Annotated in this window: 21 protein-coding genes; 2 read left to right on the top strand and 19 right to left on the bottom strand. The window is 52.7% G+C overall.

Features of this window, described 5'->3' with window-relative positions:
* Positions 1 to 74: 74 nt before the first annotated feature.
* The 12 genes from NNL21_RS14050 to fucU all read right to left on the bottom strand — a co-directional run bounded on the left by NNL21_RS14050 (position 75) and on the right by fucU (position 13,045).
* Positions 75 to 935 (bottom strand): phosphate ABC transporter substrate-binding protein, encoded by an 861-nt coding sequence (locus NNL21_RS14050; RefSeq protein ID WP_204819584.1) that lies wholly within the window; start codon positions 933 to 935, stop codon positions 75 to 77.
* 31 nt (positions 936 to 966) lie between these two features.
* A complete protein-coding gene (locus tag NNL21_RS14045) occupies positions 967 to 2,361 on the bottom strand; it encodes a stalk domain-containing protein (RefSeq protein WP_204819583.1) in 1,395 nt (464 codons plus the stop codon).
* 448 nt (positions 2,362 to 2,809) lie between these two features.
* Positions 2,810 to 4,072, bottom strand: a complete 1,263-nt coding sequence (locus NNL21_RS14040) for a cell wall-binding repeat-containing protein (RefSeq protein WP_256555222.1) — start codon at positions 4,070 to 4,072, stop codon at positions 2,810 to 2,812.
* 147 nt (positions 4,073 to 4,219) lie between these two features.
* Positions 4,220 to 5,302: a sensor histidine kinase gene (locus tag NNL21_RS14035; protein ID WP_204819582.1), complete on the bottom strand. Its 1,083-nt coding sequence runs from the start codon at positions 5,300 to 5,302 to the stop codon at positions 4,220 to 4,222.
* On the bottom strand, positions 5,295 to 5,990 hold the full coding sequence (locus NNL21_RS14030) for a response regulator transcription factor (protein ID WP_204819581.1): 696 nt from the start codon (positions 5,988 to 5,990) through the stop codon (positions 5,295 to 5,297). The genes NNL21_RS14035 and NNL21_RS14030 overlap by 8 nt, the downstream gene beginning before the upstream one ends.
* A 116-nt stretch (positions 5,991 to 6,106) precedes the next feature.
* Positions 6,107 to 6,448, bottom strand: coding sequence for a metal-sensitive transcriptional regulator (locus NNL21_RS14025; protein ID WP_204819580.1), 342 nt, complete (start codon positions 6,446 to 6,448; stop codon positions 6,107 to 6,109).
* A 300-nt stretch (positions 6,449 to 6,748) separates the two neighbouring features.
* Positions 6,749 to 7,528 (bottom strand): M55 family metallopeptidase, encoded by a 780-nt coding sequence (locus NNL21_RS14020; RefSeq protein WP_204819579.1) that lies wholly within the window; start codon positions 7,526 to 7,528, stop codon positions 6,749 to 6,751.
* Between the two features lie 75 nt (positions 7,529 to 7,603).
* Entirely contained in the window at positions 7,604 to 8,620 is a 1,017-nt protein-coding gene (locus tag NNL21_RS14015) for a zinc-binding alcohol dehydrogenase family protein (RefSeq protein WP_204819578.1), read from the bottom strand.
* 94 nt (positions 8,621 to 8,714) lie between these two features.
* Entirely contained in the window at positions 8,715 to 10,229 is a 1,515-nt protein-coding gene (locus tag NNL21_RS14010) for a UxaA family hydrolase (RefSeq protein WP_204819577.1), read from the bottom strand.
* Positions 10,222 to 11,739 (bottom strand): tagaturonate reductase, encoded by a 1,518-nt coding sequence (locus tag NNL21_RS14005; protein ID WP_204819576.1) that lies wholly within the window; start codon positions 11,737 to 11,739, stop codon positions 10,222 to 10,224. Before NNL21_RS14005 ends, NNL21_RS14010 begins: the two co-directional genes overlap by 8 nt.
* A gap of 34 nt (positions 11,740 to 11,773) precedes the next feature.
* Entirely contained in the window at positions 11,774 to 12,604 is an 831-nt protein-coding gene (locus NNL21_RS14000) for an amidohydrolase family protein (protein WP_204819653.1), read from the bottom strand.
* 6 nt (positions 12,605 to 12,610) lie between these two features.
* The gene (fucU, locus tag NNL21_RS13995; RefSeq protein WP_204819575.1) at positions 12,611 to 13,045 is read right to left on the bottom strand and encodes an L-fucose mutarotase; all 435 of its coding nucleotides are present in this window, start codon (positions 13,043 to 13,045) and stop codon (positions 12,611 to 12,613) included.
* A gap of 333 nt (positions 13,046 to 13,378) precedes the next feature.
* Here fucU and NNL21_RS13990 point away from each other — a divergent pair, with 333 nt between their 5' ends.
* Positions 13,379 to 14,248, top strand: a complete 870-nt coding sequence (locus NNL21_RS13990) for a helix-turn-helix domain-containing protein (RefSeq protein WP_204819574.1) — start codon at positions 13,379 to 13,381, stop codon at positions 14,246 to 14,248.
* 47 nt (positions 14,249 to 14,295) lie between these two features.
* Here NNL21_RS13990 and NNL21_RS13985 read toward each other — a convergent pair whose 3' ends face one another.
* The 6 genes from NNL21_RS13985 to NNL21_RS13960 all read right to left on the bottom strand — a co-directional run bounded on the left by NNL21_RS13985 (position 14,296) and on the right by NNL21_RS13960 (position 23,711).
* Complete coding sequence (locus NNL21_RS13985; RefSeq protein WP_204819573.1) at positions 14,296 to 16,131, bottom strand: ABC transporter ATP-binding protein; 1,836 nt, start codon at positions 16,129 to 16,131, stop codon at positions 14,296 to 14,298.
* On the bottom strand, positions 16,112 to 17,869 hold the full coding sequence (locus tag NNL21_RS13980; RefSeq protein WP_204819572.1) for an ABC transporter ATP-binding protein: 1,758 nt from the start codon (positions 17,867 to 17,869) through the stop codon (positions 16,112 to 16,114). The genes NNL21_RS13985 and NNL21_RS13980 overlap by 20 nt, the downstream gene beginning before the upstream one ends.
* Positions 17,870 to 18,055: 186 nt before the next feature.
* A complete protein-coding gene (locus NNL21_RS13975; RefSeq protein WP_204819571.1) occupies positions 18,056 to 18,457 on the bottom strand; it encodes a carboxymuconolactone decarboxylase family protein in 402 nt (133 codons plus the stop codon).
* Between the two features lie 86 nt (positions 18,458 to 18,543).
* Complete coding sequence (locus NNL21_RS13970) at positions 18,544 to 20,172, bottom strand: thiamine pyrophosphate-binding protein (protein WP_204819570.1); 1,629 nt, start codon at positions 20,170 to 20,172, stop codon at positions 18,544 to 18,546.
* A 64-nt stretch (positions 20,173 to 20,236) separates the two neighbouring features.
* The gene (locus NNL21_RS13965; protein ID WP_256555221.1) at positions 20,237 to 22,363 is read right to left on the bottom strand and encodes an EAL domain-containing protein; all 2,127 of its coding nucleotides are present in this window, start codon (positions 22,361 to 22,363) and stop codon (positions 20,237 to 20,239) included.
* A 334-nt stretch (positions 22,364 to 22,697) separates the two neighbouring features.
* A complete protein-coding gene (locus tag NNL21_RS13960; RefSeq protein WP_204819568.1) occupies positions 22,698 to 23,711 on the bottom strand; it encodes an aldose 1-epimerase in 1,014 nt (337 codons plus the stop codon).
* Between the two features lie 136 nt (positions 23,712 to 23,847).
* On the opposite strand from NNL21_RS13960, the gene NNL21_RS13955 reads away from it, so the two are divergent.
* Complete coding sequence (locus NNL21_RS13955) at positions 23,848 to 24,780, top strand: phosphatidylinositol-specific phospholipase C/glycerophosphodiester phosphodiesterase family protein (RefSeq protein WP_204819567.1); 933 nt, start codon at positions 23,848 to 23,850, stop codon at positions 24,778 to 24,780.
* Between the two features lie 61 nt (positions 24,781 to 24,841).
* Here the strand turns inward: NNL21_RS13955 and NNL21_RS13950 are convergent, their stop codons facing one another.
* Positions 24,842 to 25,858, bottom strand: coding sequence for a Gfo/Idh/MocA family protein (locus tag NNL21_RS13950; protein ID WP_204819566.1), 1,017 nt, complete (start codon positions 25,856 to 25,858; stop codon positions 24,842 to 24,844).
* Positions 25,859 to 25,945 lie beyond the last annotated feature (87 nt).

Raw genomic sequence — 25,945 nt, 5'->3', positions numbered from 1 at the left:
AACTCTTCGCTTCGTAAAGAAGCCAGCCTCGCGTCTTGATGCCGAGGCTGGCTCCCTCTATTGCTAGCGTTCCGTTAGTTCTTCATAGCCGAGATTGGAATAAACTTGAGCTTCTTCAAGGAACCGTTCTGGAACTCCTTGCTTTGCACGTACTCGATGAACGCTTTGACCGCGCCCGTAGGCTTGCCTTTGGTCATGTAATAGCCATAAGCCCATACCGTATATTTGCCGCTAATGATATTGGCTTCCGTCGGGGCATAGCTGTTAATGTTGAGGGCACGCATTTTATCCGTTACATAGACCAGATCGATATAGCCAATTGCGTTCGGCGTCGTTTCAATGGCAGTTTTCATGTCGCCGCTCGATTTAACTTCCTTGTAGTTATCGCCCTTGCTCATGAAATTCGTACCGTCCAAAGCCTTCATCTGAAAATTAACGCGAGTGCCGGAGCCGAAAGCGCGGTTCACCACTACGATTTCCGCATCATCCCCGCCGACCTCTTTCCAATTCTTAATCTTACCGGAGAAAATGCCCTGCAGCTGCTTGGTCGTCAGATTCGTCGCTTTAACACCTTTATTCACGACAGCTGCAAACGGGATAACCGCGACTTTATTGGCGACTTGACCGTCGAATGCCTTGAAACCCGGTACATCCAACGAAGCGTCCCAATCGCATGCGCCAATATCGGCAATGCCCTTACGCACGGATTGAGGCCCTGTGACGGAGCCAGCCGCAGATGCGGAAATTTTCACCTTAGGGTTCTTCTTCTTAAACTCGTTAGCTGCCTGAAGAGTAAGCGGGAGCAGCGCGGAAGAGCCGTTAATGACAATCTTACCGTTCAGCTTGCTCGCCGCACTGGCCGCGGATACACTGCCGAATGCGACTGCTACGGCCAGGACCGTAAGCAGCGTATGTTTGAACCATTTCGTTTTCATCGTATTTTACTTCTCCTCTCGATTTAAGGGATTATTTCGATACTTTCTTCCATTGACCATTGTTGTCGATAAGCACTTGACCGCCTTGAACGATCGCAATCGGCGCACCGGCAGCCGCAATCACTTCGCTGACTTCATCGGATACGTGATAGACTAGCTTCGTTGTGCCGGCTGCGGCGTCAACCTCATATATGGCTTGGCCATTCGATTCAGCCGTTAGAACAATCAGCTTATCGCCGAGCAGCGCCGCTTGCAGCACATCCTTGTCACCGACAAGTGTTGTAACCGTCTTATCCTTCGCAACGGCTACGAGCGCGGACGGATTATTCTCTGCCATGCTGATATAGAACGCCTTGCCGCCGTCTGAAGACAAGCCAACGAATATTTTGTCATCTGTTGAGGAGGTTAGCTGCGAAGCCTTCGCTTCCTTGCTCGAGGAATCAAACAGATAGACTTGAGGCTCTGTACCCGTCATATCGATGGCTACGTCATCCGACTCCACCGGCTTGCTGCCATCAGCGGTTACAGCTCCCGGCTTCGTAACGGTGTAGACAAATGTCTTGCCATCCGCTGAGACGGCCAGGTTCGATTTGTAATCGACCTTGTCTTCCAGCACCTTCGAAATTTTCCCGTCAGCCAAATTCAGCTTGGCAATAACACTGCCCTTGTCTCCCTGCAGGAAGTAGATCGCAGTACTATCCTCCGACCATACGAGCTCCGGCTTGATGGAGCTGTCTCCCGAAACCTGCGAGGCAGCTTTGCTCACGAGGTCGATGACGAATATCGCGCCATTCTCGTCCGTGTAGGCTGCCTTGCCGCCTCCGGAAACAATCGTCAAGCTCGATGTGCCCGTGGAACGAAGCAGCTCTGCGAATGCGCCTGTCTTGGCATCCAGCGTATAATCGACACGTCCTTCTTCCGTCAGCTGACTGACAATCAGCGTCCCGTTGTTCATCCATACCGGATGCTCCACATCCTGCAGCAGCTTGGTAGCATCGATCCTTACTTGGCCTTGGCTGTCGACCGAACGTTCAATGCCCAGGGCAGCCAAGAATCCTGCAAGATCGATGTACAGGCTGTTCTTCACGTTGACGACAGGAGAAGTCAGCTGTACCTGCTCACCGTCCACGAGTACCGTACTCGAGAATGATGTCAGTTGGATGGTGTGACCTTCGTAGTAAACATTCACGCTGCTGTTTGCACCGACTTCAAACCAAGCGCCGGCTGCAGTACCAAGATCGCGAACAGAAATCAATGTCGCTCCGTTGTAGCTTAATGCGCGAATGGATGCAGCCGCATCATTGATGAACATCGTAACGGGCTGAGCCTCGGAGTGCGTGACAGATGCCGCAGATCCGACACCGGCCGCCGATGTGCTGAGCGCCGCGGCAAGCACGGTGAGCATGACCGTTTTCTTCATTGACATGGATGGACGTCCTTTCCTTCGTTAACTTTGTCGTTCGTCGAGATCGCCTTACCGTTTCAAGCATGGTGCCGATTGAAGCCGCTTTTCCCCGCTGCCTGCATGCGCCGGATATATGCGTTTTCTTCTTGTCTCTCTACTGCCATTCGCCCGGCTGCCAACACCGGACTGCTTCCCTCCCACAAGACTCGTATATGTACAAGGCTGATTATAAGCGTGGTTTGTAATCCGGCAATTAATCTATTATGTAAATATTGTTAATTGCAACAATATGAGGAGCACCTTCTCCACCCGATCATCAAGAATACGCTCAACGAAAAAATCCCCCTAAGAAGCAGGGGGATCGCAATTCGATCGTTATTGTATTATTGTCAGCAGCCAATGCGTTATAGCGGTTCACTCTATCCAAGCAAGCCCAGCCCCGATGCTGGCCTAACTTGCTTATTGCAACTTAATGCTTCATTCCCGGCATGCTCGACATATCATGTCCGTTTCCTTCGTCCTCGGCCGGCGTATCCGTATCGGTATTGCCGCTCCCGTGGCCGCCATGGCCTGCCCCGGATTCGGATACGATTTCCAGCATTGTATCGACTTCTCCTTGTGCGGCGGTACTGAGCGCTTCTTCGTTCCCCGTTAACCAGGCATGATTATAGGGGCCTTCGGTAGGAGTCATTGTATACTTCGGTTGAATGGACATCACATAGTTATGAACGCTATCCGGCATTTTATCTTTCTCTGTCCACAGCAGCGGTGCATGTTTACCAAGATGCGAGAATGGAGCGGCTGCGAGAGCTAGAGCTGGCGTTTCCAGACTGACAAAAGAGAAATTGTGTCCCGGCGTCGTAATCCCCCATCCAAACCCGGTTGCCGGATCTTTATATGTTGCGAAAGCAACGGCATTCTCGTAAGGATCATTCCCTGCGATGCGTACCACCTTCCCGTATTCGCCCAATTGCTCCTCCACTTTAGCGGACACGACGGATTCCGGGCCAAGAATATACATATTAGCCTTACCTCCCCGCGTCTTTAGCGCATCGACTGTTTCTCCGGGGATTTCATCCTTCCGGACATAGAGCAGCGGCTCAGGCATGTGAGAGATCCAGTTCACGGCAGGTATCGTATACTCCTGACTATCCATCGAACCTATAATAACCGAAGCCGGGGTTTCCTTCGTAACCTTCGCATAGTAGGCATCGATAGCTTGCGCGACCGCTGCTGGATTTCCGCCTGTAATTCGGTCTGTTTTCAATCCAAGTCCTTTGACTTCCACCTCTACCTTCTGATCCAGATCACCCACCAGAACGACCTGGACGCCGTTGTTCATGTCCACGCCCGTCGGCTTTAATCGCTTTAGCTCGTTCAACGTAACGTCCGGGATCCCGTCCTTAGTCACGAATAACACCGGACCGTTGTTCGGATGATGAATTAAATCAGCGCTGGCAATCGTCGTCTGCCAATCCTCCGGATTCGCCAGTACGACTCCCCCCGGCCGGTTATCATCGCTGGTCGCCATCCACAGGGTTTGCGATACAATAACGGCTGCCTCGGCTGGATCGCTAGAGTTGATGCGCGTCGTGTTCTTCGTTCCAATCCATGGGCGATCAGCAGACTCAGTCGACGATTGATTTTGCCCCGCATCATTATTACTTAAACAACCGGTTAAGGTCATCGCCGCTGCAACGGCGATGATCGCCACTTTCATTGTCTTTCTCATCCTATGACCTCCTATTCATGGTGCAGCAGGGCGGCCGCCGCCGCTGTACAATCCGCAGGCTTTCGCAGAACAGAGTCATACGATAGCCAGGATAGGATTAGTATAACCACCACTTTTGAAGATCCTGTGTAGATGAAGTTGTTCCGCCTACAATTCTCGCCCGCTTCGAGGAAGTCGGATATGAATCCGTGTCCCTTGATTGCGTTCTGCCCACACCTGCCCTCCATGAGCGCTGACCAGCTTCTTCACAATCGTTAGCCCCAGACCGCTGCCGCCGGTTCGCCGGTTCCGGGACTTATCGCCCCGATAAAACCGGTCAAAGATATGCGGCAAATCTTCCTCCTCAATGCCGCTGCCTGAATCCTGAACGGTAATAAATACATCGTTCAGTTCCTCGATCGCTTCTATTCTCACCTTGCCGCTCGGCGGCGTGAACTTTAGAGCATTGCTAAGCAGATTGACCAAAATTTGAATGATTCGATTCCGGTCCGCCATAATCCGGATGCCCGGTCCGCAGTTAAATGTAAGCTCAACCCCCTTTTCCAGAAAAGCCGCCGCTACAAGGTCTGTCCCCTGTTCAATGATCGATTGCAGCTGCACTCGCTGTCTCACCAGTTGAAAAGCTGGAGATTCCAGGTGGGTCAAATCTTCCAATTCGGCTACCATCTCAGCAAGTCGCTCTATTTCCTCATAGCAGGAATGGATACGCTCGGGAGTCGGTTCCCAAATGCCATCCTCGAATGCCCGCATGTGACTCTTCAACGTGGCTAGCGGCGTACGAAGCTCATGGGCAATGTCTTCAGTCATCGTGATCCGAAGCTGCTCTTGTCTGTGCAGCTGCCCGGCCAGCTCGTTCAGCGAGGTACCTAATTCCGCAAGCTCATCTCCTCCGCCGATGGATACTCTAACGTCGAGCTGGCCGTCCGACATTTGCTCCGCAGCCTGTTTCATATCGACCAGCGGCTTCGTAATTCGTTTGGCCACATATATACCGATGAGGATCGCAAGGATCATGGAGCCGGCGAACGTCCATATAATCGATTGGACAAGAGCCTGTTCCAAATGATAATCCAATAATGAACCATCATGGCTCATCCCGGCAGCTTGATCCTGGAACATGGATATGTGATAATGCGTTGCCAATATGATGCTAATAGCGGATATTAATAAAATACATGTCGCCGTACCGATGATGATTAGAGCCAAGCGCGCGTGCAGACGTTTAATCATTGGACACCGCCTGCAAACCGGTACCGGAACCGTAAACCGTCACGATGTAGCGAGGGTTCTTCGGGTCCTGTTCAATTTTGTGCCGAATGTTCTTGACATGCTGATCAATCGTGCGAATATCGCCGTCAAAATCGTAACCCATCACCTTATCCGCCAATTCCTCGCGGGTGAACTGCCGCTGAGGGTATTTCGCTAAGGCTAGCAGCAGCTTGTATTCATTCGGGGTTAAGCTGACCATTTCCCCATGACAGAACACCGAATGCTTTAAGGAATCGATTTCCAGATGTCCTTGGTTGAACGATAGGCGATCCGCAAGCAAATGACCGTCATCCGTCCTTCGCAGAATCGCCCGCACCCGTGCCACGACCTCGCGCGGATCGAATGGCTTGGTTAAATAATCGTCCGCCCCCATAGACAAGCCTTTGATCCGATTGTTTTCCGACGCTTTGGCGGTCAGCATGAGAATCGGGACCGAATTAATGGTGCGTATGCGCTGGCACACAAGCTCCCCATCCATATCTGGAAGCATAAGATCCAGAATGATAAGATCGACGGACTGGCGCTGCAGCATATGCAGCGCCTCGCGGCCTGCCGCCGCTTCCAGTGCTCGAAACCCTTCACGCTTCAAATAGGATACGACCACATCTCTAATTTTCACTTCATCGTCTACCACCAAGATCGTTCTCATATCAATCCCCGCTGCCCTTGAAGATAAATTTGTGATTATTCACGCCTTAAATACCCCTAAGGGGTATAAAATTTTGTATAAAGAAAGGCCATCGGAGACGGCCCGCATAACTGCTATTATTTCATCAATTTATTCACCGTAATCAGTAATTCGTCAATGACTTCATGATCTCCGGCATGGATGCGTTCCACAACGCAGCTCTTCATATGTCCTTCAAGCAGAAGCTTGCCCACGCTGTTCAAGGCTGATTGAATCGCTGCAATCTGGTTCAACACATCATCGCAATACGTATCCTTCTCGATCATCCCTTTGACACCGCGAATCTGTCCTTCAATCCGGTTAAGACGAGAGATCAGATTGCTCTTCGTTTTGTCCGAATGATGGCTCTTCCTATGACTATCACTATCCGCGGCGCAGCAGGCATCATCGGCTTCATGCAATTCCTCTTGGTTCGCCATAATTTTTCACCTCACCATCTCAATATATAATACCCCCTATGGGTATGTCAAGGCGAGCAGCTATAATCTTTGACCTTGCAATAACCCTCGATGTTAATTACAGCCTGAAGATTATCCCACACGTGATTTAAGAATGATTAAGGACCGCAGGGGATGGACCACAAGAAACCTCTCCTTGTTGGATTGGAAGCAAGGCCAATTACCAACGAAAAGGAGAGGTATCGTTTCGTTTATCAAGTATTACTTCTTCGAAAGCTCCACCGCTTACGCATTTGTATCGGTCACCGCAGATAAGTCCCGTTAAATCGGTAACGCATTCAGCTCATCGCTGGATATGCGAATGGTCCGGTCATTAACCCTCTCGACACGCGGATCAGCCGTTCCTTCGCTGCCCTGGAGTGGGTTTAAATATCCGATCTCCAGCACATAGGGTGCTGATATACCGGTGAAAGGCGTGATTTCCGGTATGCGCCGTACTGCACGGGCTGCGCCTTCCCGAATTGTTCTGCAGGCTTCCTCCCCGGTCAAGTGGACAGCGGCCTCTATACCATGGCCTGCCTTCACAACGGCTGTTTCGATATCCGGAACAAACATGCGGGCTTCCAGGGCTGCCTTGTCGTCACCGGATAAGAAGATGGTCGGCACGCCCTGCTTGCCGGCAATAAGCGCTCTTGCTCCAAACTCCCCGATAAATGTGCCATTCAGCTTGTAGTAGGCAATCGTCCTCGAAGAATAGGTATGACATAAGGGACCGTTGATCGTTCCCGCCATAGCGTGCTGGCCAACAAACAGAAGCGCCTTATAGCCTTCCAGCTTCTTGTAGGGCTGGCCTTCTCTCAAATAGCTGCCCCCGATCAAGCCATCCGCTTTCAACCCGCCCGGTCCATGGCCGTCCCAGACATCGATTCGGCAATCCGGATAGACCGATCGGATCCCTTCTATGCAAGCATTGACCTCCCGGGTCAGCAGTTCCTTGGCGGCTTCCACCCGTTCCGGGAATCCGTCATCCGGGCGAGTCTGCGTGAAACTGTCCACCCCTGCGGGTCCCTCAAGATCCGTTAGAATAAAAAAGGCGGTCATTACCCCTCATCTCCTCTCATTCTCCTCGTCGATTCTTCAAGCTCTGATTGGAAATAGATGCCGGCACATTCGCTGCTATAGCTCTACCATCGCTTTAATGACGCCTGCTCCCGGCTGCATCCAGCCCTCAAACTGATCGATCATGTCGACGAATCCGACCCGATGTGTGATATACCGGCTAACATCAATGCTTCCATCCCGAACAGCCACCATAACCGTGTCAAAGTCGGCTCGCGTCGCATTGCGGCTTGCCAGCAGTGTCAGCTCGCGCTTGTGAAACTCCGGATCGTGGAACGTAATATCCGCCTTCACCAGGCCCACGAATACAAGCTTGCCGCCATGGGCGACGAATTGGAACGAATCGTTCATCGAATGCATATTTCCCGTCGCATCGAACACGACCGTTGGAAATTCACCATCCGTCAGTTCCCTCAGCCGCCCGATCGGTTCCTGCTGCGCGTTCACGGTATGATCGGCCCCAGCCCATTCCCTGCAGAACGCGAGCCGGTCGTCCTTGACATCCATCGCGATAACCCGTGCACCTTGCTGTTTAGCTAATGCCATCACGCCCAGGCCGATCGGTCCTCCGCCAATGACCAGTACGGTCTCCCCCTTGCGCAGCTCCGATCTGCGCAGGGCATGTGCGCCAATGCTGAACGGCTCTAGAATGGCAGCTTGATCAAGAGTCAATCCATTCGTAACGATCAGGTGATCCGCTGGAAGTGTCATCCGCTCGCGCATTCCGCCATCGATATGAACGCCGAGGACTTTCATATCCGTGCAGCAGTTGGTCTTCCCGTTTCGGCAAGCGACACAATGGCCGCATTCCATATAAGGGATGACACTGACCTGATCCCCTTCGCGCACGCCTGTCACATGCTCGCCGACAGCTTCCACGATACCGGCTAATTCATGGCCGAGCACGCGCGGGTACGAAAAGAACGGCTGATTGCCCCTATAGGCATGGAGATCAGTGCCGCATATTCCGATTCGGCGTATGCGAACAACTGCCTCACCCGCATTCGGCGCGGGGGGTTCTTCCATCTCAACCATGGTGAAGCGTTCGATCTGCTCGCAAATGATTCCTTTCATGAATTGATGAGCCTCCTTACAATCTGCATGAACCCCACTATGGAGTTATTAATCGCCCTATAACGCCTTGATTTCTCGTTTCAACCCGTGCGCCTCACAAGATGACGCCGTCTTTGAAAATCGCGATTTCGCGAAAACCATTGCGCTCGTTCTTCGTCTCTTCCTCGCCGGAAGCGTAGCGGATAATCTGCTCCCATAGCTCATCCGTTAACTCATTCATCGGTTTGCCTTCGATTAACTGCCCCGCGTTATAATCGATCCAATTCTTCTTGCGGTCCGCCAATTCGCTGTTTGTTGATATCTTCACGGTCGGCACCGGTCCCCCGAATGGCGTTCCCCGCCCGGTCGTGAACAGGACGATATGCGCGCCGGCGGCAGCCAAGGCCGTAACGGACACGAGATCATTGCCAGGCGCCTCTAGCAGGCTCAGCCCTTCCTTAGTCACCCGTCCGCCATAAGGCACAACATCGGTCACGATCGCGTGCCCGCCCTTCTGCGTGCAGCCAAGCGACTTCTCCTCCAGCGTGCTGATTCCCCCGTCCTTGTTGCCAGGAGACGGATTCTCATAGATCTCTTGATCATGGCGGATAAAATATTGCTTGAAATCGTTGATCAAACCGACGATCTTCACGAAAATCTCTTCACTCGCGGCACGATTCATCAGAATCGTCTCGGCACCGAACATTTCCGGTACTTCCGTCAGAATTGCGCTTCCGCCTTCGCCGATCAGACGGTCCGACAGCGTTCCAACGAGAGGATTCGCCGTGATGCCGGATAAACCGTCCGAGCCGCCGCACTTCAACCCCAGCTTGAGCTTGGATACGGGTACAGCCTGGCGCTTGAATCGCTGCGCATGCTCGGCCAACCTTCCGATCAGCTCAAGACCGACCTCCAGCTCGTCCTCGACCTCCTGCGCCTTCATGAACAGCACACGTTCCGGATCATAGCTCCCCAGCTTCTGCTTGAACGAATCGATCTGGTTATTCTCGCAGCCCAGCCCAACAACGAGCACACCGGCTGCATTCGGATGCTGGACCAGCGAAGCAAGCAGCTTCTGCGTGTACGTCAAATCGTCGCCAAGCTGGGAGCAGCCGAACGGATGGGCAAAATGATAGACGCCGTCTACTTGCCTGCCAAGCATGGAGCTGGCGCGCTGTGCTAACGTCTCGCAGGTTTTGTTGATACAGCCGACAGTGTTGATGATCCATATCTCGTTGCGTATACCGACATCGCCATTGTCGCGAATATAACCTGAGAAGGTACGCTGGGAGCCCCCAGCAGGACTGGTAAACGCTTTCAAAACGGATTCATCCGGCATATAGGAATAGTCGATTATGCCGCTTAATCCGGTACCCAGGTTATGTGTGTGCACCCAGCTGCCGGCGCTCAAATCCTGCTTTGCCCTGCCGATCGAGCTGCCGAACTTCAGAACATCCTCACCCTGGCGCACGGCCCTGGTTATAATTTTATGTCCTTTCTTCACATCGTCCTGAAGCTCGATGACGGTGTCTTCGGAAGGATTCACTCCAACAAGCTGCTCTCCCTTGGCGTAATCCCGAAGCGCGATGATCACATGGTCCTTCTCGTGCAGACGAATCCAGTTATTCATACCGTTCCTCCAGTTTATCCAATTGATTGCCTACCGCTTCGGCTAGCCCCTTTACCGCGGACAAATCCTGATCCCAAACCGGGGTACATACCAGCAGCCGACGTGCCTTCAGGTGCTGCGGGGGTATTCCGGCATTCTCAGCCTCTGCGGACGACCATGCGGTCCGAAGCTCTTCAACGAATCCGGCGTCATCCCTGACGGTATACTGCTGGCCTGTCAGCGTCCTGCCTACAAAGCTGCCATCATCAAGCCTGTCGACTTTATAATAACGAAGAAGTGCGGCGAAGCCTTGAATAAGCCGGTCCGGTATGCGCTCTCCACACTCGGAATAGTAAAGCAGCGTAGGGAGCAGCCGCACCTTGAACTTGCTAATGCTGTTCATGGCAATATCCGATAACCGGTGACGGATGAACGGATTGCTGAACCGCTCGAACACCGCCGCGGCAAAATCCTTCAGTTCCTCCTCAGGCAGCGGAACGACAGGAATAATATCGTTCATCACAGTCTCGCGCACGAAGACCCCCAGCTCATCATGCCCCATCACATCGCGTACCTGTTCAAGCCCCAGCAGAATGCCGAGCGGGGTCATCAGCGTGTGCGCCCCATTCAAGATCCTAACCTTCCGAAGCTGATACGGCTTTAAATCATGGACCCAGTGTACATTAAGCCCCGCGCGGCGGAATGGAAGGCGTGCATCCAGCTCCGGCTCCGCTTCAATCGCCCAAAAATGATACGGCTCCGCCGTATTAAGCAGCTCATCGCGGTAACCCCATTCGGCGAACCAAGCTTCGGCCTCATCCTCCGGATATCCGGTCACGATGCGATCCACTAATGAATTCAAAAACCGGTTGGAGCGAACCACCCACTGGCGGAATGACTCCGGAAATCCCCAATCTTCACTGAATTGAAGAACGCAGCGGCGGAGCTCGTCACCGTTACGCTCCAGCAGTTCGCAAGGCAAGAGAATGAGCCCGCGGTCCTCCGCCCCGTCGAAAGCAAGGAATCTGCGATAGAGCAGAAGGGTGATTTTACCCGGGAAAGAAGCAACCGGAACGCCCTCCACAAGCTCTTCCGGCCGATAGGCCAGCCCTGCCTCCGTCGTATTGGAAATAATCGTCGCAAGCTCCGGCGATTCCGCCAGCTTCAGGAATTGCTCCCAATTCGAATAAGGATCGAATACCTCAGCGAATACGGCGATCATTTCCTGGCGCTCCACCCGCTCCCCGTTCTCTAGGCCTCGGGTAACCAGCGTATACAAGCCTTCCTGATTCCGCAGCGCTTCAATCTTCGGAGCTCCCGATGGTCTTGGCTGCGTAACCGCTGCGCTTCCGGCAAATAACCCTTGCTTTCGGCACTCATGCAGCATCCAATCCACGAAGCCGCGCAGAAAGTTACCTTCACCGATTTGCAGAACCGTTACCGGACTGCCTTTCATCGCCTCGAACATGTGCCGCTGCTCTTCCGATAGGACATTCGGATTCAGGAGCGGTCTGGATTCGTCGCGCCGCATCAATGTCTACCTCTTTTCAGCCCCGGAACGGAGGCTATAATTTGTAAAATTGCTTCGCATTCAGCCCGAACAGCTGGGCACGTTCCTGCTCCGTATACGATTCCGGCAGCGCCTGCTCCAGCACGTCCACCACTTGACCGTAGTCTGCCGCCAGAAGACACACGGGCCAGTCACTGCCGAACAGAATCCGGCCGGGTCCGAACATCTCGAGGACGGGTCGAATATAGGCCGCGAAATCTTGGGGCTTCCACGTTGTATGGTCAGCCTCCGTCACCATGCCGGACAGCTTGCAATAGATCTTCGGATGCTTCGCAATGGCCTTCATCTGACTATGCCATGGCTCGAGGATGCCGTCGGCGATTCGTGGCTTGGCGATGTGATCGATTACACCGCGCAGACCCGGCACGCGCTCAAGCAGCTCGACAACCACGTCCAGCTGATGGGAAACGACGAGCAGATCGACGGGAACGTCCTTCTGCGCGAAGTACGTCAGCGCCTCGACAACATCGGGCTCCAGCACTTCACGGGCATCGGGCATATCTTGAATCATGACGCGGAAGCCGACAAATTTCGAATGACGGCTGAACCGCTCATAATGCTCCCGGTAAGCAGGGTCGTGCAGGTCGAGCCATCCAACTACGCCGAGAATCGTGTCCGTCGAATCGCTCAGCGACAGCATGTAGTCGGTCTCTTCATGCGTTGCCGCAGCTTGTACCAGAATGGTGCCGTCCACGCGATGCTCCCGCAAATGCGGAAGCAAGTCATTCGGCAGGTAGTCGCGGTATAGAATGCCGGTATCCGGCGTCAGCCATCCATAATCGCCGCGATCCAGCTTCCAATAATGTTGATGGGCATCAATTCGCATCATGATCTACAGCTCCTTGATAACGCCTTTTTTCAAGATGATGTTGGCATACAGCGCGCTTTCGCCTGTCGCAACAATGGCGTAAGCTTGCTTAGCCCGCTCGTAGAAGGCGAACCGCTCCACAAACTCGAAGGGCTCCTTGATGGACGAGTTCTTCGCAATGATGTCCTCATAGGTTGTCCATATCGGCGTCTCTACCTGATCGCCGGGAACGACCTCCATGAGTGCGGCCGGATGATCCACATAGACATCGAGCGGGAACAGCTTCAAGATGGCATCCAGCAGCTCTGGTCCCGAGTGGCCGTCACAGCGTATCAGCTTGTTAGCCATGCTCGCAGCCGGGAAATTCGCATCGCCAAGCACAATTTCGTCTCCATGCCCCATTTCCATAAGCGTCTTCAACAATTCGGGTGATATCAATTTTGAAATACCGATTAGCATAATCGCATTCTTCCTCTCAGCCTAAATTTCTTCTCCTTGTATTGTACCAACAATATCAAATAATAAAATAGCGTATTCTTGCACATTTATAACCGATTTTGATATTCTCAAGGAGTAGGTGCTCCATTGATATTGAACGAATGATGAAAGCAACGCAGCGGCACAGGCTGAATGTTCTTCCGATCGCTGTTGTTCCCGGATATTCCTGAATGAGAACAATAGGTTGATATCCGGGAACAAAGGCGCCCGAGCTAACGCTTCTCCAGAATCATTCTTCCTGCTCTGCTCTTTTGCTCTTAGCTTGAATCCATCTTACATTGGAGTGTTATTTCGATGAATCCGTTACGCAAACATTTTGAGGCGAATTCGCCATTTCCATTCGCATTCGTCTATAAAGACACCAAAAGCTCGCAAAGCGAGCTTCCGGATCATCTGCACGATTGGTATGAGCTTGTGTTCGTTTATGGAGGGAAAGGAACTTTTTTTATCGATCAAACCTTCTATGAAATGGAGCCGGGTAATCTATTCCTCATTCCGGGCAACACGATCCACCGCGCCTTTCCCGACTCTGTCAACCCCATAACATCCTCGGCGCTGTTCTTCAGCCCGATTCTGCTGCAGAATACGTATCTTGGGGATGCCTTCTCCTTGATCGGATGCTTCGATCATGCCAAGAGAAGCAAAACCTATAAGATTGGCACACCCTTATCAGAGCGGGGGACGCTTACAACCAGCATCGATACGATCCACAGGGAGATGGAGGAAGCCCGCCCCGGATACCGTCATGCCGTCTTGTTGCATGTCCAGCATATTCTTCTGCAGATTACGCGCTCGGTTGCGCCGGACCAGGAGACGCGACTCACCGAATCGACGATCGGGCCTCGTTGGATGCAGCACCTGCTCGCAGATATGGATAACCAGCTCGAAAGCAACTTAAGCCTTGCCTCCTTATCGCGGCATGCGAACGTCACACCTGCCCATTTCTCCCGCGTATTCAAACAGCTGACCGGCATGAATGTAACGGAATACGTGACGACGAAACGGATTATTCGGGCCAAAGAGCTGCTCATCGAATCGGATGACAGTATTGCAATCGTAGCCGAGCGATGCGGCTTCGAGAGTCTCCCGCATTTTCACCGGATGTTCAAGAAGATCGCCGGCTTGACGCCGGCCGCTTACAAGAAAGGCGTCAAGCCAAAGTAATATGCCTCGTCGCGCATAGGCCGCTTATCTGATTCTGCGCTCACGCATTAGGCGCCATAATTAACTTTACCCTGCGAGTGCATATACAGCTGTTCATAGTAGCCATGCTGGTTGAGAAGCTGCCGGTGCGTCCCTTCCTCGACGACCTCGCCCTGGCGCATAACCAGGATGCGGTCGGCCTGCATAATCGTCGACAGCCGATGAGCAATGACGAGCGTCGTACGTCCTTCGGACACGACATTCAGCGCCGACTGGATCAGCTGCTCGGTCTGCGAATCCAGATTAGCCGTTGCCTCATCGAGGATGAGCACCTTCGGCTTAAATACGATAATCCGTGCGAATGAGATCAGCTGGCGCTCGCCGGCCGACAATCCGCTTCCTCTCTCGGATAGCCTCGTGTCATATCCATCCTTCATCCGCTGGACCAGCGGGTCCGCTCCGACGAACTTGCAGGCGCGAACGACATCCTCCCGCGATATGGATTCGTCGAACAGCCGGACATTGTCGATGATGCTCCCTGAATATAGATACGGCTCCTGCTGGACCAGACCGATCATGCGCTGCAGCTGGGGCTGCGCGATGTCCCGGATATCATTCCCGTCGATCAGGACGCTGCCGGACTGAACATCATAGAACCGGCAGAGCAGGCTGATCATCGTGCTCTTCCCCGCTCCGGTCGTACCCACGACTCCAATCATTTCGCCAGGCCGGATGTGAAGATCAAGATCTTTAATGATCGGTGAACCCGCCTCATAGCCGAAGGTCACATGGTTGAAATCAATGCGTCCCTGAACCTCCTCCAGCCGGATCGGCTGCGGGTTGTCGCTGCTGCGTATGTCCGGAACGACCGAGAAGATCGACCAGATCCGCTGTACGGATACATTCGTCGATTGGAGCGTGTTCCACTGCTGCGTGATGGCGTTGATCGGTTGAAAGAATAACCGAATGTAAGTGATGAACGCATACAATACGCCGAACTCCATATTTTTGTTAAACACCGCCATGCCCCCCAGCCATGTCACGAAGGCGACGGACATATTGCCCAGGATGTCGAAGGAACGGTTGAATAGGACGTTCGTCCGGATTTCCCGCAGGTTAGCCCGAAAGTACGAGCTGTTGCGGTTAGTGAACTGCTCCTGCTGCTCCTTCTCCTGATGGAAGACTTGTATGAGATTCATGCCGGCCAGATTCTCCGCAACGAAAGCCACAAGCCGGGACAGCTGCGTTCGGGAAAGCTGGTACGTCTTGCGCATATAGGTGCGAAAGCTGATTGCGATAACGGCGATAATCGGAAGCAGAATCATACAGTATAAGGCCAGTGTCGAATCCAGATGAAACATGAGCACGATAATGAAAACAAGCGTTAATCCGTCGCGCACTACGCTCAGCAGCACTTGGGTGAAGAATTGGCTCACGGTCTCGGTATCGCTGGACACATGCGTAATCAGGCTGCCCGTCGGAACACGGTCAAAGTACGACATGGACAGCTTTGAAATATGCTCGAACAGCTCCTTGCGGATTCGCGCTACGATGCTCTGCCCGGCGAACTGCAGCAGGTTGTTCTGCAGGTAGCTGAACAGCAGGCCCGTTACAGAAAGAATGAGGAATATGCCGCTAATCTCTAGAATGGTGCCGAAATCATTCTTCCCGACCATTAAATTGTCATCGATTGCGATCTTCATTAAGTACGGCTGCATGAGATCGGCAGCGATCGCGATTATGGCGCAGCATACGACCCAGAAGAACGTGAGCCGGTGCGGCTTCGCATAGCTGGCGAGAATCCGGAAGGCGGCTCCGTCCCTTCTCTTCTCATCCGCATTCGTCATCCCGGCGGCCGGATCGCTGACGGCCTCTGGACCTCGTTTACTGCTTTCCTTCGACATATGAGCTCCCCTCCTCTTGAATGGAATGGAGTGTCCGGTAGATCCCCGGAACGGTGAGCAGCTCGCCGTGTGTCCCGCGCTGGACGATCCGCCCCTCGTCAAGCACGATGATTTCATCCGCGTGCTTGAGCGCGCTGATCCGGTGGGCGATCAGGAGCGTTGTCTTGCCGCGGCGTTCCTTGCGAATCGTCTCGATGATGCTCGTCTCCGTCACCGCATCGACGGCACTGACACTGTCGTCCAGAATGAGAATCGGCGCATTCTTGATCAGCCCCCGGGCCAGACTCGTCCGCTGCCGCTGTCCACCCGATAGCGTAATTCCCCTCTCACCCAGCTTGGTCTCGAATTTCTCGGGGAACGAAACAATGCTGCCGTAAATTTGTGCCTGCTTGGCGGCGTTCTCGACTTTGTCCATCGAGGAATCTCTTCGAAAGAATGAGATGTTATCCCGTATCGTCGTACTGAACAGAAAGCCATCCTGCGGCACATAACCGATCTGGTTGCGCAAGCTTTCCAGCGTCATCTCGCGGATATCCGTGTCCCCGAACAGAATGGCTTGTGAGGGCGGATCGTACACACGAAGGAGAAGCTTAACGAGCGTCGTTTTTCCGCTGCCGGTTTTGCCGATGATGCCGATGGTGCTGCCGGGCTCAATATCCAGATCGATATCATGAAGCGTTTCCTTCGATGCGCCGGGGTACGTGAATGAGAGATGCCGGATACGGATGCCCGTGCGATCTAAGGCGACGGCTTTGGCAAGCTCCGATTCTTGTATCTCCCCTTTCATGACCAGCAGGTTGTTGAGCCGCTCCACAGACGCTCGCGACCGCTGCATCGTATTGATAACGTTGCCAATTTGCTGCAGAGGCCCGACCATCATCCGGACATACAGCGTTAACGCAACGAATTGTCCGATCGTCAGCTGACCCTGTATCGCTAAATACCCTCCGAACGCCAGCGTGACAATGACGGATATGGCGCCAAGAAAAGGAATGATTGCCTGAAATAACGAGGATATCCGTACCAAGCTGAGCTGGTTGTCGCGTATCCGATCCACCGTTTCGCCAAACCGCGATCTCATGATCGGCTCCACGGCGAACTTCTTCGTCACCCGTATGCCGCCGAACTGCTCCTCGGCCGACTCCGTCATCAGACCGAGCGACTCCTGGACGGTACGCGAGCGCTGCTTAATTTGCGGTCCGATACGAATAACGATAAAAGGGATTGCGATCAGCGGCAGCATGCAGACGGCAATGAGCAAAGGAGGTATCTGGCTGATCAGCATCATGACGAGCGAGGATAGGATAAGCATCGTTGCATTGGCCGTCTGGTTCACACCCGCCGAGATCGATTCCCGAACAGCAGTTACGTCGTTCATCACATAGCTGAGCAGCTTGCCGACGCCGTTCTTGGAATAATAACTCTCTCCCAGTGTGGTGAAATGATCGAACAGCCTGTTCCGCGTGTAATATTCGAACCTTCTTCCCAGCCGCATAATCAGATACTGCCCGATCCCCGCAAGCAGACCGAATCCTAAACCGACCCCGAGCAGCAGCAGACTATAGTCAATGATCAAATCTCGGGTCAATTGCTCGAGCTTCAGCTGATCCGTGAAGTTGCCAATCAGCTTCGGGTAATACGACTGAATCACGTTGGCAACCATCGTACAGCCGACAGCCACCGCGTAATAATGCCAATTCGTTCTCAAATAATGCACAAGCAACCTTTGCGACTTCAAGGCACAATCACTTCCCGTTTCTGACATTCAGAGTATAGTTCACATGCTTATTCATACTCTGTAACCGTTTTATTACCATCTCATTAACAGCTTAGACCCATTGCTGCACATAAACAACCCCTTAGAAGCGACATCGGATACCAGAAATTCCGCCGTCATCTAAGGGGTACGCTGTCAATTACCGTATTATTCGTTGGTCGGGCCGGATTGCAGTACTTCCTGAATGGCCTGCATCGCATTCGTGACCGCTGGAAACCCAACATATGGGATGCACTGAATGGCCGCTTCCGTTATTTCTCTCTCCGTAAGCCCTGCATTCAACGCGGTCCGCGTATGCAGCCTAAGCTGCGGAAGGGCAATCTGCGTAATAAGTGTCGTCAGGGTCACCAGCGCCTTCTGTTTCTTGTCCAGTACGGGACGGGAGTAGAAGTCACCGAACAGGCCAATTAAGATTTCGGCAAAATCCGGATGAAGCTGCTTCATCTGCTCATAAGCAGCCTGTCCCTGCGCACCCATCATATCATCCAATACTTCAAGCCCTTTGCGGTGGCGGTAGGCCTGCATTTGACTTTCTTCCTTCTCATGCATATGGATATCACCCTCCTAAAAGTATTGTGGATGTCACTCGGTTCCCAAGGAGCGGAGGAAACAAAACTCGCTTCGAAAGCATCAGCTTATCGTTTCATGGTCGGAGGCGTCTCAAACGGATCTACAATAATATCGATTACAGACGGATAAGAGCTGGTTAACGCTTCCTTCACCGCATGCCGAATATCCTCGACTGTATAACAACGGTATCCGCGGGCGCCAAGCGCTTCCCCGAACATGGCGGCGTCAATCGGCTTGTTGTAGACTGCTCCGATCGCCTTCCCCAGATACTTCACCATCCCTTTCTCCACCATATCCAGGCGCCCATTGTTGATGACTACGAAGATTAGCGGCGCATCATAATTGACGGCCGTGGAGATTTCGGTACCGTGCATGAGCATGCAGCCGTCGCCGGTCAAGCACACAATGGGCAAATCTGGCCTAGCCAGCTTCGCTCCCACCGAATATCCGATCGCATGGCCCATGGCTCCAAACAGACTATCGAAGATAAAGGTGCCTGCTTCGTGAATCGTATAATCACGGATGGCATAGAACGTATGACTGCCGCAGTCTCCGAACAGCACGGCTTCTCTGGGCAGCTCTGCCTGCAGCGCGCGAATGGCATCACCCGTTGCGATAAGAGGCCCTTGTGAATCGGATGGGGCAATGTAAGGAACGCGCACGGATAGCGGCACATGCTCATCCGACAGCTCCTCCGCCGGCCGGTTAAGCATCCCCCTCAAATTGGCTTTAATATCGCCCAGCACCGACACAGTTGGACAAGGGAAGGCCTTGCCGACGAACATCGGATCATAATCGAACTGTATGACCTCGGCCGGGAGCATAGTCTGCATGTTGAAGCCCGACAGTGTCATGTCACTTAGCTTGGTGCCCAGCACCAGCATCAGATCAACGCCATCCTCCAGGTATTGATCGGCATGGGGCGTTCCGCCGAGACCGAGACCTCCAAGCGACAGCCGATGCCCGGTCGGGAATGTGCCTTTGGCACTGGTGGTCGTCATGACCGGAATATCCCAGCGCTCGGCCACCTCCTGCAGCTCGGCATAAGCTTGGGCGCTGTGCACGCCTTTACCCGCCAGTATGACCGGTCTCTCTGCCGCCTTGATTGCTGCGATGACCTTATCCAAATTATCCGAGCTCGTAAGCGGGACCTGCGGAATATCGAGGTCGAATGGCGGGATGCGTTCCATGAATACATCGAACGGTATGGAGAGGTGTACCGGACCTTTAACCCCGATAAAAGCGTGATCCAGCGCATGCTTCAAATAAATCTCCAGCAGATCCCCGCGTTCCAGCCGCATACTGAATTTGGTGACGGGCTCAAGCACCTTCACAATGTCCGTACCGAAGGGCGACGCGTCCTGGCCAAGTCCGACCCCCGTCCCTTTCATCGTCGGATGGCCTGTTATGATCAGAACCGGCATGTTCGAAGCTTTGGCCTGCGCTGCTGCTGTCACCAGATTGGTCCCCCCCGGACCCGAGGTGCCCAGACATACCCCAAGGGTCTGCCTCCCCCATGCGTAGCCAGCCGCTTCGAAGCCGGCCGCGCCTTCGTGGCTGCTTAATACAAATTGGATGCCTACCTGATCAGCCGCTTGGATGATCGGCAGAATCGCTTTTCCGGGAACGCCGAACATGTGTGATATATTCCATTTCTTAAAATGCTTTGCCAATAAAGCTGCGACACTCTCCACGGGGACAACTCCTCTCTGTTTTAAGAATCGCATTTCCTTTCATTGTGCTTGGCCAGCCTGTGATTCAGAACATCCGTACCACTTCTTCAGGCGGCAGCGGTTTGCTGAAATAGAAGCCCTGTACCTCGTCGCATTCATGCGCCTGCAAAAATTCGAACTGCTCCTTATTCTCGACCCCTTCAGCAATAACGAGCAGTCCGAGACGATGGGCCATCAAGATAATAGATCCTACGATATCTGCATCATTGCTGTCCGTCATAATATCGCGCACGAACGACTGATCGATTTTGAGCCGATGCAGCCCAAAGCGTTTGAGATGATTAAGCGAGCTGTATCCGGTGCCGAAGTCATCCATTGCGATCTGGACACCGAGTTCTCTCAGCTGCTTCAATGTCTCCACAGTCTTGGAAACGTCCATCGTCATCGTCTCGGTAATTTCCAGCTCCAGATATTTCGGATCCAGCTTCGTCTCCTTCAGTATGCTGTGAATCGCATCAATCATATCTTTCTTCTCGAATTGGACGGCCGATAGATTGATAGATACACGGATAGGCGGATGACCGGCGTCCTGCCAGGCTTTGTTCTGGCGGCATGCTTCCGCAAGCACCCATTCGCCCAGAGGGAGAATAAGCCCTGTCTCCTCTGCCACCGGTATAAACCGGCTAGGCGGTATCGCTCCCATCGTCGGGTGGTTCCAACGAAGCAGTGCTTCGATCCCGATCAGCTTCCCGGTCCGTATTTGAATCTGCGGCTGGTAATGGAGCGTGAACTGATTTAAGGCAAGCGCCTTGCGCATGGCCGTCTCGAGTGCGAGCTGTTCATTCGTCAAATTCCGCATATGCGGGTGGAAAAAGGTAAATTTGTTCTTGCCGCTCGACTTGGCCTGATACATGGCGCTGTCGGCATGAATCATCAACGTTTCGATATCTTCGCCATGCTTCGGATACACCGCGATTCCAAGGCTGGCCGACACGTGAAAATCGCTCCCGCCTACGATGAACGGCCTCTCGAATGACTTCAGAATACCATCCACCATGTCGATGATTTCTTCCTCGCCCTGTATTCCCTTAAGCAAAAACATGAACTCATCGCCGCCCATTCGAGCCACGACATCTTGCTCCCTGATCGAGGATTTCAGCCGGACGGCCACCTGCTTCAGCAAACGGTCGCCCTCCGTATGTCCCAGCGAATCGTTCACGAGCTTGAATCGGTCCATATCCAAGAATACGATGGCCAGCTGGTCGTCAGCGGCGCGATCGTGGCGGCCCATCTCGACTTGCGCCGAATGGATGAACATCCGTCTGTTCGGAAGCGATGTCAGCTCGTCATGATACGCCATGTAGTTGATTTTGGCTTCCGCCTCGTATCGCTCGGTTATGTCCCGGAATTGACCATAGGCCCCGATGACATATCCGCTCTCGTCCACAATGGGATTGGCATCGAACAGTCCTACTAAATTGTAGTCCTCGAGGCACACCTCTACATCTTCATAACGCATGCCAGAACGCAATACTTCTTGGAAGTAGTATCCCAGGTAAGGGAGCTGAAACGCGGACTGCCCGATCAATTCCACGCGTCTAAGATCGAAATTCGCGGCTGCGGAACCGTTCAGCTCGGTAATGAAGCCGTCCTTGTCCGTAAGAATAGCTGCATTCTTCTTCGTTTCCATAATAATTTGATTCAGAATGTGCAGCTGTTTATTCTGCCTCCGCAGCATGAGTTCTCGCTCAATCGAATCCACCGTCGTCTGCAGCATGCAGATGAACAGCGGATTATGCAGGTTCACCGTCGTCATGATGGCAATCGATCCGATCATCCGGTCATCCTCCGAATACTTGAACGGTACGGCATAACAAGTGGAGCCGTGAAAAATAGTATGAAAGTGATCTGCGCCAATCAGTTGTATGGGGGTACGGTGACGCAGCGACAAGCTGACGACATTCGTCCCGGTAATCTCCTCCGAAAAACCTACCCCGACTTTAAAGCCCACCTCGTCCATCATGCTCTTGATGCTCTCGTCTCCCGCGATCTGCAGGATGGTCGCTTCGTGATCGCACACGGCTACCAGCAAAGGCATCCGTTCTGGAATGGATTCTAACAGCTTGTCCATAAAATACTGTGTAACGGCCAGCACCTCGTCGTACTTGGCCAGCTTGGATTCGAGCTCCGCGCGGGAGAATTGATTAAACATGGGCATGACATCCGCTATGATATTATTTCTCCTACACAGCTCATGTGACTCGGTTATATAGCTGGGCTTTTCTTCTGGTGTCATACCGGTTTGTCCTCACTTTCCCTCTAAAAGCCTTTATTCCCGCTCCTTCCCGCAATGAACTAGGAATAAACTGTGTTTTCTACATTATAAAATTTTTCAGATAATTATTAAACCAAATTTCTACATTTTTCTTTCATTTCAATTACAGCTCTTACTGATTCTTTAAACCTATTTCCGATTCTATAAATTTAATGAAGGGACCTCTGACGTTCGCCGTCAGAGGTCCTAGGCTTACTGCGCAATCCTATTCTTATTTCACGTAGAAGCGGGCTGCCTCTTCCCAAATCTCGCCCGGCGCAAGGCTGAACAAACCGGCTTCTTCAGCCGGCAGATCGATATTCGGGGCATTCACCAGATTGATTTGCGGCTCCGGACAGAAGAAACCCTCCGTCGCGAAATTATTCCAGATCATCCACTGTTTATACGAGGTTCCCACATCATATACGAGCGTGATGTCCAGCTTGGTATCGGTCAGCTCCATCCGGTTGCGGCCGTTCTGAGCAACAGCCGTGTAATGATTGTCCATCTCTTCGAAGAAAGGATAGACGCCTTCTCCCTGCAGCTGAAGCTCGTCCGCCGTAAGCGGCTGATGCTTGCCTGTAGGAAGCATGCGCTCGCTCATCTCCCAGCGCTGCCCGATCGTCAGCTTGACGCGGTAATCCTTCGCCGATCCGTCAGCCGCGAACGGCGCATTAACCGAGGTATGGAATGCCAGCAGGCAAGGCATCGCGTCCTTCCCGTTGTTGCGGACAAATACGTGCTGGGACAAGCCGTCAGCACTTAGGGTATAGCGAAGTCTGAGGGTGAATAGATGAGGCAGGTGTGCGTACACCGCGTGCTCTTCATTCACAGTCAGAGCGACCGTAACGTAGCTCCCTGTGTCCGTGCGGCCGAACTCCTCTACTTCCCATGGCGTATCGGAGACGAATCCATGGATATGGTTGCCCCTTTCCGCCTCGTTAACCGGAAACTGATAGGTCTTCCCGTTCCATGGAAATTTTCCGTCCTCGTAGCGGTTTGGAGGAAACAGCACCGGAATGCCATGAATGATCGGCCTTGCTTTGAAGGAAGGCATCTCCTCTTCCGTTGGTTCATGGAGAAAACGATACCCCTTCTCCACATCGCGGAATGCGATCAGATTCCCTCCAATTTCCGGCAGAATTGCCGCTTCATAGGCTCCAGCTGTTAACCAAATGGCTTTCTCACCCTGATATGTACCTTCATAAGCAGAAAATTGTCCCAATTTGTCATCTCCTACTTCCATTTTTTCATACGATTAGATTATCATAGAGAGTAACTATACTAGTAGATTATCATATAAAGAGGGTAATAGAGAAGAGAGCTTCACTTGCCTGGCAGGTAGAGGAAGCAATACCTGAATACTGCTGGAGGAATCCATTATGCTTGCAAAGTTTTTTTTGGCCATAACCTTACTGTTCACGGTATCCGTAGATGCTGCAAAGAATCGTGATCCTGCCCCGGAATGGACGAATTATAAGCTCGTCGCGCATGGGCTGGGAGAGATCGATTCTCATACGTATACGAATACTCTGGAAGCTTTTGAGCACAATTACAAGAAGGGCCACCGTTTATTCGAAGTAGACCTGCAGCTTACGTCCGATAACTATTTAGTTTCCCGTCACGACTGGCAGCCTTATCTGTACAAACGGTTTGAGCAGGAAGCGCCGCCTGAGGGGTTAGATGGAAAGCCGCTAACGCTGCTTGAAATTAAATCACTTAAGGTGCATAAAGCGTACCAGATTCTCGATTTTAACGATCTGCTCGGTCTCTTGGAGAAATATCCCGATATCTATTTTATTACAGATACGAAGGACATGGAACCGAGTCTCGTCGAGAAGCAGTTCCAAACCATGATCACAGCGGCGGACGAGGAGGATATCTCCCTGCTGCAGAGGATTATTCCTCAGGTATACAATCAGGATATGTACCGTCAGGTTGACGCGCTGTTCCCATTCCCGTCCTATATTTACACGCTGTACATGTCGCCCGATACTCCGAAGCAGGTGCTCTCATTCGTACGGGACAACCCCCGTGTCGATGCCGTCACCATGCCGGAGACGCTTGCCAAGACGCGTTTTCTGAAACAGCTGAAACGGGCCGGCATCATAACCTACATTCATACGATTAATGATACCAGCAAGATGCACGACTATTTGCTGCAAAGCACTCATGGATTTTATACCGATTCGGTCACATACACAGACTTCGATACGGTTCGGATTAAACCAACCGAGAGTTTAAGCCTCTGGCAGGCTACCTTGAAGAATCTGTTCCTCCTTCCCATGGTTGGCCCGGTCTTAGATTGGCTGTAACGATAGAAGGGTATACGAAGAGAGCGCGGACATCGCCAAGGCGATGTCCGCGCTCTTTGTTTTACAGATAAACCTTCTGACCGGTCTTCGCGCTTTCCACCGCGCCGAAGACCATCGCGACGCTTTTAATATTATCCGCGCAATCCGTCTCTGCCGGCCGGCCCGATTCAAGCGCGGCAAACATTTCGTCCAGACAGCCGTAATGCCCTTCTCGTCCATCCCACAGCTCCGTCACGTTCATCTTCTTCATGGAGCGAATAAATGCCGGTGACTCACTCTCGTCCACAACCTCGCAGACAGGCTCGCCGGCTCCATCCCAGAGAACGGAACCCCGGCTCCCGTTTACCCGCCAGTCCGCTTCCCATGTCGTATTCATGCCTTCCGCGCACCAGGAGCCCCGATAGGTGAACACCGAACCATCGCTCATTTCAAAGATGCAAACCGCCGATGCGTTCCCTTTATACCAGGAGCCGGGAGGGTTGTATTCGTGACAATAGACCGATACCGGGTCAGCACCGCTAATAAAGCGCGCTTGGTCGAATGTGTGAATCGCCATGTCCACGATGAGCGGACTATCCATAACGTCGCGGAAACCGCCAAAATGTGCCCCAATGAAAAAATCCGCATGAACCGAGCCGACCGTACCGATCGTTCCGGAGGCCAGAAAGTCGCGAAGCGGGCGAATCCGCTTCAAATAACGGCGGTTCTGCATGACGGCATAACGATTGCCTGTCTGCTGTGAGATTCGCACGATCTCCTGCGCATCCTCCAGCGACTCTGCCATCGGCTTCTCCCCGAAGACACTGCAGCCCGCTTCCAATGCAGTCGTTACGATTTGTTTATGACTTGCTGGAACCGTAACGTCAAAAACTAATCCAGCCCTGGTCTCTTCGATGGCCGTCTGCAGCTCGGTAAACGTCGGAACCTGCAGTCCTCTTCTTTCTGCCATCGCCTTCGCGCTGTCCTCGAATATATCAACAAGCCCGACGATTTCAACATTTTCCCGCTGAGCTGCATAGTCAAGCCATACATTCGACATGCCTCCGCAGCCTGCAACGATAACGCGATGTTTGATCATGCTCCTGCTCCCATCCCTTCCATGGATTGGCACAAGCCTGCTCAAGTGCCTGCAACGCTCACGCCTAATCAACATTACTCTTCCTAT

Source organism: Paenibacillus mendelii, from assembly GCF_024498075.1.
Classification (GTDB): domain Bacteria; phylum Bacillota; class Bacilli; order Paenibacillales; family Paenibacillaceae; genus Paenibacillus_Z; species Paenibacillus_Z mendelii.
Note: the sequence above shows the minus strand (reverse complement) of the source record. Positions and strands in the feature narration are given on the sequence as shown.